At 65.3% G+C, this 9874-nt stretch carries 8 protein-coding genes; 3 read left to right on the plus strand and 5 right to left on the minus strand.

Translation table 11 applies throughout. The annotated features are described in order from the left end of the window. Window positions 1-213: 213 nt before the first annotated feature. The 5 genes from pepE to HMPREF3036_RS07500 all read right to left on the minus strand — a co-directional run bounded on the left by pepE (window position 214) and on the right by HMPREF3036_RS07500 (window position 7818). Window positions 214-1092: a dipeptidase PepE gene (gene pepE, locus HMPREF3036_RS07480; protein ID WP_062333148.1), complete on the minus strand. Its 879-nt coding sequence runs from the start codon at window positions 1090-1092 to the stop codon at window positions 214-216. Between the two features lie 424 nt (window positions 1093-1516). Continuing rightward, on the minus strand, window positions 1517-2692 hold the full coding sequence (locus tag HMPREF3036_RS07485; protein ID WP_062333152.1) for an alanine racemase: 1176 nt from the start codon (window positions 2690-2692) through the stop codon (window positions 1517-1519). 170 nt (window positions 2693-2862) lie between these two features. Next, a complete protein-coding gene (locus HMPREF3036_RS07490) occupies window positions 2863-3852 on the minus strand; it encodes a malate dehydrogenase (protein ID WP_062333155.1) in 990 nt (329 codons plus the stop codon). Window positions 3853-3974: 122 nt separating this feature from the next. After that, window positions 3975-5792, minus strand: coding sequence for a [FeFe] hydrogenase, group A (locus HMPREF3036_RS07495; RefSeq protein WP_062333158.1), 1818 nt, complete (start codon window positions 5790-5792; stop codon window positions 3975-3977). Window positions 5793-5814: 22 nt separating this feature from the next. After that, window positions 5815-7818: an FAD-dependent oxidoreductase gene (locus HMPREF3036_RS07500; protein WP_005434873.1), complete on the minus strand. Its 2004-nt coding sequence runs from the start codon at window positions 7816-7818 to the stop codon at window positions 5815-5817. Window positions 7819-8083: 265 nt separating this feature from the next. Between HMPREF3036_RS07500 and HMPREF3036_RS07505 the strand changes: the two genes are divergently transcribed. The 3 genes from HMPREF3036_RS07505 to HMPREF3036_RS07515 all read left to right on the plus strand — a co-directional run bounded on the left by HMPREF3036_RS07505 (window position 8084) and on the right by HMPREF3036_RS07515 (window position 9874). Next, window positions 8084-8743 (plus strand): helix-turn-helix transcriptional regulator, encoded by a 660-nt coding sequence (locus tag HMPREF3036_RS07505; protein WP_005434875.1) that lies wholly within the window; start codon window positions 8084-8086, stop codon window positions 8741-8743. An 81-nt stretch (window positions 8744-8824) separates the two neighbouring features. After that, a complete protein-coding gene (locus HMPREF3036_RS07510; RefSeq protein ID WP_062333161.1) occupies window positions 8825-9208 on the plus strand; it encodes a RidA family protein in 384 nt (127 codons plus the stop codon). 30 nt (window positions 9209-9238) lie between these two features. Further along, window positions 9239-9874: a pyridoxal-phosphate dependent enzyme gene (locus HMPREF3036_RS07515; RefSeq protein ID WP_231853603.1), complete on the plus strand. Its 636-nt coding sequence runs from the start codon at window positions 9239-9241 to the stop codon at window positions 9872-9874.

The following is a 9874-nucleotide window of genomic DNA, read 5'->3' on the forward strand; positions in this document are numbered from 1 at the left end:
AATTCGGAGGCTTCCTGCGGCTGTTTCTGTGAAGCGAGCGCTCAGGTTGAAGGAACTTTGACCGTCGCAGCGGTCATGCCAGGCGGCTGGGGAAAACGCCTCGGCTTCTCCTCCATCGCCATCACTGCCGCACAAAAAGAACCGCCCGCCGGGCGCGAGCCTCGGCGGGCGTTTCCCGAAGTCACTGACTTCGGACTCAGAGCGTCATGCGTTTCAGAGCTTGCCGCCCGGGACGATCTTGCGAAGGTCGAACTTCGTGCCGAGCGCGATGCGCTCGAGCCTCATGCCCATCTCGGCCTGGCGGAACCAGTAAAGGGCTTCGGCGTCCTTCGGACCGATGACTTCGCAGTCATGTTCGCCGGTCACGAAGAGAGCGGTGCCTTCGGGCAAACCGATGACTTCCTCGTCCTTGTTGTACCACAGGAACTCTTCAAGACGGTCTTCGCGCGTTTCGTTGTTGAGGCCGGACGTGCCCGCAGCGGAGATGAAGTGCGGATTCGTCTGGAACGGGATGAACCCGAAGGTGTTGAAGGACGGCGGTTCGGCGATCGGCATGTCGTTCGTCGTGCGCAGCGTCGGGCAGGCGACGTTGCCGCCGGCGGACCAGCCGCAGTACGGGATGCCGCCGTTGACACGGTCGCGGATCTGGTCGATGATGCCGGCCTCGTACATGCGGGTGACGAGCGCCCACGTATTGCCACCGCCCACCGCGATGGCGGACGCTTCACGAACGGCCTTCTGCGGATCCTTGAAGCGATGGATCGAGACGATCTTGTGGCCGAAGGGCTTGAAGGCGTCCTGAACCTGCTTTTCATAGCCATCGTAAGTGCCCGCAACCTTGGCATAGGGGATGAAGAGAATCTCGTGCTTCGAGCTGCCGTAGAGCTGCTCGTACTGCTCGCCCGCAAAATCGAGGTAGCCCGACGTGTGGTAGCGGGAGCTCGGCTGGATGAGGACGCGGCGCTTTTCGCTCACCTTCTGAGCGGGAAGCGGCTTCTTGATCTTGGCCTGGGCGGAACCCGCAACGCCCGCAAGGGCGGCGACGGAGCCGAGAACGGCGCTCTGCATGACCGAACGGCGTGACAGCGACATGATTCTCTCCTTGATGTCGAAAAGGTCTCCGAATCTTGGTCGGGAATCCGGACTGATGGTCACCGTGTTCGACACGCCACACGCATTCGGGCGGCCCCTGTCGAAGCACGTACGTCGAGTCTACGTTGAGACCGCAGGCCCCGACACCACGGGAAATCCTTACCGCTTATGGTGCCATCCCCGATTGTGCATTACAACTCTTACACTTTCCAAAACGCCTGTCCGCGAAGGGCTTGCGGCGCAACGCAACCGAAAGGCGACACATTGCCCGCGTTTTCCCGATGCCTGAAAAGGTCGAAATCCCGACTGGCGGGATCCCGCCCGAAAGCGGGCGAAAGAAGAACTCCCAAAAGGGCGTCCGCTCCGATGAGAACGGACGCCCCGAAGGCTGCGCGGGCGGTGTTGCTATGACGAAAAGAAGCCGTTACCAGCCGCGGACGTGATCGAGCGCGGCCGTCACGCGTCCCTCCTCATTGACGAGAAGGAGCTTTTCATAGGGCGCCGCGGTCGGGCAGGCGTGGTTGGGCATGATGCGAAGATGCGTGCCGACGGGCAGGTCCTCGGGCTTGAGTCGGTCGCCTGCGGCGGCCTCGATGATGCCGTGTTCCTGATTGGCGCCCGTCATGCGGATGTCGCAGCCGCGAAGCGGCCTGCCGTCGACGTCGCAGACGAGGCCGTAGCCGAAGTCGCAGTGCTGGCGGGCGGTGCCGCGGTCGCGGGACATGGCCATCCAGCCCGCGTCGACGATCACCTGGCCCTTTTCGGGCTGGTGGCCGATGACGGTGCAGAGCACCGTGCCTGCAATGCGGTCCATCGGCACGACGCCGAGATTCATCATGAAGAGGTCGCCGAGCGCATAGACGCCCGCGCGGATTTCGGTCACGCCCGTCTCATCCTCGGCATGGGTCATGGTGGGCGTCGAGCCGATCGAGACGATGCGCACTTCAAAGCCCGCCTCCCTCAGGCGGTTCGCGGCCGTCACGATCCCGTCGCGTTCATTGGCAGCGGCCCTGCGGATGACGGCGAGGTTTTCGACGTCGTAGCTTGCGCCCGCATGCGTGAGAACGCCCGCGAGCTCGGCGCCGTCCGTGAGGGCGCGCGCGATCTCGATGAGGAGTTCGCTTTCGGGCCTGACGCCCGAGCGGTGGCCGTCGCAGTCGACCTCAATGAGGACGGGGATCGTGACGCCGCGCTTGGTACAGAAGGCGCTAACGGCCTTCGCGGCCGCGACGTTGTCGAGGATGATCTTCAGATCGCACCCAGCTTCGCGGATGGCGGCGACGTCGGCGAGCTTCTGCGGGGCGATGCCCACGGCGTAGATCAGGTCCTTCACGCCGTTTTCGGCGAAGTAGCGGGCCTCGGCGAGCGTGGAGACGGTGGCGGGGCCTTCGGGCGAAAGCATCTGGCGGCGAGCGATCTCGATCGACTTGTGGGTCTTGAGATGCGGGCGCAGGGTCACGCCGAGACGGGCGGCCTTCTCTTTTGCGAAGTCAAGGTTCACCTGGAGCTTCGCGTCGTCGATGACGAAGGCGGGCGTGGCGACTTCGGGGTCGGTGAGCAGACGGCCGACGGGGTCGGCTCGACGGAGACGGTTGGTCATGGATTTTCTCTCCTCAAGGCTGCGGGCCGTGTCCTGCGAAGGTGGTCGGCCTGCGCGGGGATCCTGCAGATATGAGCAAGCCCACCGTACGCCTCGCGGGCGTCCGATGGGCTCGGAACCGAACTCGCCACGGGCGCCTGCAGGTGCGTGCGCCGGCGGCGGATCGTCGATCAGTTCGGGATGAAGGCGGCGACGGCCTGCTGTTCACCCTGAAGTTCGGCGACGTTCTTCGCGATGCGGGCCTTCGTGTCCTCGGTGAGTTCGAGACCCTTGACGATTTCGTACGAGCCGTCCTCCTTCACGATGCAGGGGAAGCCGAAGACCATGCCTTCGGGGACGCCGTAGGAGCCGTCGGACGGAACGCCCATCGTGACCCAGCGGCCTTCGGAGCCGCAGAACCAGTCGTGGATGTGGTCGATGGCGGCACTGCCGGCGGAAGCGGCGGAGCTCGCGCCGCGGGCGGCGATGATGGCGGAGCCGCGCTTGGCGACGGTCGGCATGAAGTCGTTCTTCACCCATTCGTCATCGACGAGGGACGGAGCGGCCTTGCCTTCGACCGTGGCGAACGTGATGTCGGGAACCATGGCCGGGGAATGGTTGCCCCAGACGGCCATGTGCTCGATCGAGGCGACGGGGGCGCCCGTCTTTTCGGCGAGCTGCGACATGGCGCGGTTCTGGTCGAGGCGGAGCATAGCGGAGAAGCACTTCGGATCAAGATCCGGGGCGTTCTTCATGGCGATCCAGGCATTGGTGTTGCACGGATTGCCGACGACGAGCACCTTGACGTTGCGGCTGGCGGCGACGTTGAGGGCCTGGCCCTGCTGGCGGAAGATGGCGGCGTTGGCCTCTAGCAGGTCGGCGCGTTCCATGCCGGGACCGCGCGGACGGGCGCCGATGAGGAGCGCGACCTCGCAGTCGCGGAAGGCCTCGACGGGATCCTGAACGGCACGCATGCCGGCCAGAAGCGGGAAGGCGCAGTCGGAGAGCTCCATCATCACGCCCTTGAGGGCGGCGGCGGAGGTCGGATTGGCGCGTTCGAGCAGCGTGAGGAACACGGGCTGGTCCGGGCCGAACATGGCGCCGGAGGCGATGCGGAAGAGCGTGGCATAGCCGATCTGACCGGCGGGGCCGGTCACCGTCACGCGAACGGGTGCTTTCATGGTTTCTTCTCCTTGATCCTGAAGCATTCAGGATGAAAATGAATTCGGATTTTTTTACCGGATTGTCCCTTATTATGCACGGGCCCGCAGGCGGATGCGCCTGCGGACGCCCTGCTCAGGAATCAAACGCTGGCGAGCTCGACGGCCGACTCGATGGTGCGGTAGTCGGGCTTTTCGGAGCGGCGTTCGCGCTCCCTGTATTCACAATGCAGAAGCTCGTGCGCAAGCGGACTGCCGGGCTCGCCGAGGAAGTCCCTGTAGAGCCTCACGACGTCCTCGTTTTCGTGCGACGTGCGCAACTTCATCGAGGCGTCGGTGCTGTAGACGGCGTTCTGCCTGCGGTCGAGCGTACTGCGCCAGACGATGCCGCGCACCGTTCCGCCACCGCCCACGCAGCCGCCGGGACAGGCCATGACCTCGACGAAGTGGTAGGGGGAGCGTCCCTCGCGCACCAGCCTGATCACCTCGTCGGCCGCACGCATGCCGTGCACGACCGCGATCCTCAGTTTGCCGAAGGCCTCCGTCTCGACTTCGGCCTCCTTGAAGGTCGCAAGCCCCCTGACGGGCTCGAAGGCGATACGGCCGAGATCAGGCCCGCCCGCAAGCGCCGAAACCGTCCTGAGCGCGGCCTCCATCACGCCGCCCGTCGTCGCGAAGAGCTGCGCGGCGCCCGAACCCTCGCTCATGAAGGGCGAGTCGAATTCGGCGGGCACGAGGCTCATGAGGTCGATCCCGCGACGGTCGAGCATGGCCGCAAACTCCTGGACCGTGAGCACGAGATCCACGTCCTGTTCGCCACCGTGCTTGAGAAGCTCGCGCGCGGCCTCGTCCTTCTTCGCCGTGCAGGGCATGATCGAGATCGATCGAATGCGCTCCGCGGGAATGCCGAGCGTCTTCGGCAGCCAGGTCTTGGCGAGCGCGCCGAAGATCGCCTGCGGACTCCTCGTCGAGGAGATGTGCGGGATCATGTCGGGGCAGTTCTTCTCGATGTGGTTGATCCAGCCCGGACAGCAGGAGGTGAACATCGTGTCGGGATGCCCGTGCAGCGTCCCCTCCTCCTTCTGCCTGAGAAGGCGTTCGAGCAGCTCGGTTCCCTCTTCCATGATCGTCACGTCGGCGGACCAGCGCGTATCCATCACGCAATCGGCGCCGAGCTTTCTGAGCGCGGCGACGATCCTGCCCTGCAGGTTTTCGCCCGGACGCGCGCCGATGCTCTCACCGATCGTCACGCGCACGGCGGGCGCGAACTGCACGACGGTCGTGACTGCGGGATCGTCGAACCAGTCGAGCGCGCGGTCGGTCTGATCCTTGACGGCCAGGGCACCGGTCGGGCATACGAGCGCGCACTGGCCGCACTGGATGCAGGTCTCGGACTCGCCCCAGGGGCCACCGAAGCTCACCGCGGCGTTGGTACCCGTATGGTCGAGCTTGATGACGCCGATGCCCTGCACCTGGCGGCAGGCCTCGATGCAGCGAAGGCAGCGGATGCACTTGTCGGGCGTGAAGACGAGGCCGTTGGCCGAGGCGTCCGTCTCGACGGGACGCGTTGCGAGGCGGCCCGAAAGGCGCGTGACGTCAAGGCCCACGACGCGGGCGACCTTCTGCAGCTCGCAGGCGCCGTGGCGCGCGCAGCCCGAGCAGGTCTCGCAGTGGTCCGAGAAGAGGAGCTCCGCCTGGAGCTTCTGCATGCGGCGGACCTTGTGCGAGTAGGTATCGACGACGTCGCCCTCGACAAGACGGGTCTCGCAGGCCGTCACCACGCGGCTCGTGCCGTCGGCGCGGGTGACCTCGACGAGGCACATGCGGCAAGTGCCCGGACGGTGATTGAGCGCCGCAAATTCGCAAAGCGTCGGAATGAAGGTGCCCGTGCGCCGGGCGACTTCTAGAATGGTTTCGCCCTCGGTGAACTCGACGGGCTGTAGATTGATCGTGGCCAGCATTCTGGGGGTCTCCTTCACGCGATCAGAGTTCGTCCATGGCGCTCTTGCCGGGGATCGGGAAGAGCGTCTTCACGCCGAAGAGGCGGTAGCAGCGCAGGCAGCGCTTCGCCTCCTCACGGGCGTCGGACTCGGTGAGTCCGTGCTCGACTTCCTCCCAGTTGCCCACGCGCTCGGCGGCGGACAGCATGCCGATCTCCCTGCGGGGCCTGAAGACGACGGGACGGTCGGGCACGCACTTGCCGAGAAGGTCGGCCTTCCTGATGAGGTCCGCAAAGCGCAGGCGCGGATTGAACCCCGGTGCGTCGGTCATCAGGTACTCGTGGATCGCCATGGCGGCGTTCTGGCCCTGGGCCATGCCCCAGATGAGGGACGTCGGGCCCGAGGAGGCGTCGCCGCCCGCGAAGACGCCTTCGCGCGAAGTGCGCAGCGACTCGTCGACCTCGATGGTGCCGCGCTTCGTGAGTCGGATGCCGTCGGCCTCGCAGAAGATCGACGTGTCGAGCTTCTGGCCGATGGCGGCAATCACATAGCGGCACGGCACGACGAATTCGCTCCCCTCGACGGGCCTGACGGAACGGCGGCCCGAGGCGTCGGGCTCGCCTTCGGCCATGCGCACGAGGCGGATGCCCGTGACGCGGCCGTCCTCGACGATCACCTCAACGGGCGCCGTCAGGAATTCGAATCCGATGTCCTCCTCCATGGCGGCCTTGATCTCCTCGGGGTCCGCGGGGGCGGAGGCGCGGGTGCGCCTGTAGGAGACCGTCACCCTGCCGCCCTTCATCAGGCGGCGGGCCGTGCGGCAGCAGTCCATGGCGACGTTGCCGCAGCCAACGACCACGACGTCGCCGTCAAGCTCGATCGGCTCGCCGCGGCTCTGGTGGCCCTCGACGTCGACGAGGAAGTCGAGCCCCTTGAGGTAGCCGTCGGCGGACTTGTCCTCGCCCGGCAGGTTGAGGTACTGGCCGAGCGCGCAGCCCACGCCGAGGAAGACCGCGTTGTAGCCGCGTCTGAAGAGCGAGTCGAGCGTGAAGTCGCGCCCGAAGCGGCTGTTGAAGAAGTACTGGCCGCCCATGCGCTCGATCGCGGTCGTCTCCGTCTCGAGAAGCGAGTTCGGCAGACGGTAGGCGGGAATGCCGAGGCGAGCCATGCCGCCCGCGCCCGCATGCTCTTCATAAATGTCGACCATGTGGCCGCGGCGAAGCAGATGGTAGGCGCAGTTGATGCCGGCGGGACCCGCGCCGATCACGGCGACGCGCTTCGAGACGGGCGTGGGCTCCACGCGCTCGTTCCTGAAGAGCGCCTCGATCGTCTGGCCGCAGTAGTCGGCCGCATAGCGCTTGAGGTCCTTGATCGCGACGGGGCGGTCGACGTGGTTGCGCGCGCAGGCCGTCTCGCAGGGGCGCACGCACACGCGGCCGCAGGAGCCGACGAGCGGATAATGGCGCAGCAACACGCCCGTGGCGAGCTCGGGGTGGCCGTCGCGGATGTAGTCGATGTAGCGCGGCACGTTCACCTTCGCGGGACAGGCCTCAATGCAGGGGGCCGTCGCCACGCTGATGAAGTCGCGCTGGGTGGCGGGCATGACGGGCGCGTTGACGAGAAGCTCGGGAAAGTGCTCGAGCGCGCCGAGAATGGGCTCGGGCGTCGTGAGGCCTATGCCGCAGAGGCTCGTCTCCTTCATCTGAAGGGCAATGTCGCGGATGCGCTCCCAGTCGACTTCGGATCCCCTGCCCTCGCAGGCGGCTTCAAGCGCCTCGACGATCATCACGCCGCCCGCACGGCACGGCGTGCAGCGGCCGCAGGCGAGCTCCCTGACGCGCTTGTAATAGGAAAGCAGCACGTCCGCGAGCGTCACGCGATTGTCGAACATCAGGAAGCCCTGGGGACCGGCAAAGCCCGCAACGGGATTGCCGCTGTTGAAGGCGAGGAATTCGCTCAGCGGAAGGCCCTCGGGCGCCTTTCCGTCGATCGTGCGGCGGTTGTCGTACGCGCGTCCCTTCCAGACGCCGTAAATCAGCTCGTCCATATGAAAACATCCTCTCAAGCAGGATTCGGCCGGGCGCGCCTTTTCATGCGCGGACCGGGAGTTTCAGCATAAAAGTCTACGGGAACCCGTCAAGTGTATAGTTTTTTATAGACGCAGAGGAGCCGCCACTGTATGATGGGGTCTAGCGGTTCTCAGCACCGTCCCGACGCGGCCTTCAGCCGGCGTTCAGGCAAGGGTTCCCGTCGGGAGGAAATTATAGCTAGAAAAATTTTTACAAGCAATAAATTTTTTTATATATCCACTTATGAAGCCCATACTCGCCCCGTACGTTCCGATTGCCGACCTTGTTGCCAAGACCTTCGGCGAAGACGTTGAAGTCGTTCTTCACGACCTGTCGGATCCGCAGCATTCGGTCGTCTACGTCGCCAACAACAAGGTGACGGGCCGCCAGGTGGGCGAAAGCTTCCGTCATCTGATCACGAAGGCGATCCATTCGCCGGGCGAATCGGGCGACGTCAACCCGAACTTCTACTTCCGCCACGAGGGGCGCCTCATCCGCAGCTCCTCCTCGATCATCCGTGACGAGAACGGGCACATTGCGGGTGCGTTCTGCATCAACGTCGACACGACGCGCATCACCCGCCAGATCGACATGCTCGCTCAGATGCTCCCCGGGATCGACAAGGGCGTACTTCCGCTCCTGCCCGACGAGGAAAACGAGGACGTCTGTCCCGTCGACACGAACCGCACCGTGATGGAGATCATGACGGACCTCGTCGACAACATCACGGGCGACATTCCCTCGGGCTCGATGACGCGAGAAAAGAGGATCGAGCTCATCCGCTTCATGGACCAGCGCGGCGTCTTCCTCGTGAAGGGCGCCATCGACCGCGTCGCCGAAAAGCTCGGCATCTCGAAGGTGACCGTCTACTCCTACCTCGACGAAGTCCGCGGCAAGCGCTGACCGCCACCTGTTTCTCGCCCCGAACCGCGTGACCTGCGGTCCGGGGCGTTCTGCATTCACAGACCAGACAAGGAGACTCTGATGAAATTCGTCCAGCCCCCGTTCAAGGGTGAAAACAAGGGCCACTACACGCCGGGCATCATCTCGAAGGGCATGCTCTACGTCTCGGGCCAGCTCTCGATCGATCCCGACACGCGCGAGGTCTGCCGGGGCGACATCCGCGACCATGCGCGCCTTGCGCTCGACAACGTCGACCGCGTGCTCAAGGAGGCGGGCGTGCGCCGCGACCAGGTCGTCTACTGCCGCGTCTTCACCACGAAGGGCGAGTACTGGGGCCCGATCAACGAGGTCTACGCCGAATTCTTCGGCGCGCACAAGCCCGGCCGCCTCGTCGCCACCGTGCCCGAGCTGCACTTCGGCTGCCTCGTCGAGATCGAGGCCGTGGCCGAGCTCGACGAGGCCTGATCCGCATTTCTTTTATAGGGAGACAGCCTCATGAACGCCGGCTACGTCTGCACCTCCTGCGGCGCCGCATGCGCCGCCGACACCCATGAACCCAAGTGCCGCTGCGGCGGCCTCTTCGAGCTCGACTTCACGCCACCCGCGTGGGATCCCGCCCGCATCGACCGCTCCGAATGGAGCATCTTCCGCTACCGCGACTTCATGGCCGTGGACGGCGACGTCTGGCGCTCCGTCACGATGGGCGAAGGCATGACGCCCGTGATCGAGATGGACGGCAGAAACGGCGTCCTGCTCAAGATGGACTACGCCATGCCCACGCTCTCCTTCAAGGACCGCGGCGCGGCGACGCTCGTGAGCCACATGCTGGCGATCGGCGTCAGGACCTGCGTGCAGGACTCCTCGGGCAACGCGGGCAACTCCGTCGCGGCCTACGCGGCCCGCGCCGGGATCGCATGCGAGATCTACGTACCCGAAGACACGAGCCCCAAGAAGATCACGATGATCGAGTCCCACGGCGCCAAGGTGCACGTGGTGCCGGGCACGCGCGACCACTGCGCGGACGTCTGCCGCGCGCAGGTGGCCGAACGCGGCGCGTACTACGCCAACCACGTCTACAACCCGTACTTCTACGAAGGCGTCAATAACCCCTGCCTAAAGGCAGAGGCTTGA

Origin of the sequence: Sutterella sp. KLE1602 (genome assembly GCF_001578585.1) — a bacterium.
GTDB classification, from domain to species: Bacteria; Pseudomonadota; Gammaproteobacteria; order Burkholderiales; family Burkholderiaceae_F; genus Sutterella; species Sutterella wadsworthensis_A.

Coding starts and splice junctions, on each gene's coding strand:
- pepE (WP_062333148.1), bottom strand. CDS start 1,092: ATGTCGCTGTCACGCCGTTCGGTCATGCAGAGCGCCGTTCTCGGCTCC.
- HMPREF3036_RS07500 (WP_005434873.1), bottom strand. CDS start 7,818: ATGGACGAGCTGATTTACGGCGTCTGGAAGGGACGCGCGTACGACAAC.
- HMPREF3036_RS07515 (WP_231853603.1), top strand. CDS start 9,239: ATGAACGCCGGCTACGTCTGCACCTCCTGCGGCGCCGCATGCGCCGCC.
- HMPREF3036_RS07485 (WP_062333152.1), bottom strand. CDS start 2,692: ATGACCAACCGTCTCCGTCGAGCCGACCCCGTCGGCCGTCTGCTCACC.
- HMPREF3036_RS07490 (WP_062333155.1), bottom strand. CDS start 3,852: ATGAAAGCACCCGTTCGCGTGACGGTGACCGGCCCCGCCGGTCAGATC.
- HMPREF3036_RS07505 (WP_005434875.1), top strand. CDS start 8,084: ATGAAGCCCATACTCGCCCCGTACGTTCCGATTGCCGACCTTGTTGCC.
- HMPREF3036_RS07495 (WP_062333158.1), bottom strand. CDS start 5,792: ATGCTGGCCACGATCAATCTACAGCCCGTCGAGTTCACCGAGGGCGAA.
- HMPREF3036_RS07510 (WP_062333161.1), top strand. CDS start 8,825: ATGAAATTCGTCCAGCCCCCGTTCAAGGGTGAAAACAAGGGCCACTAC.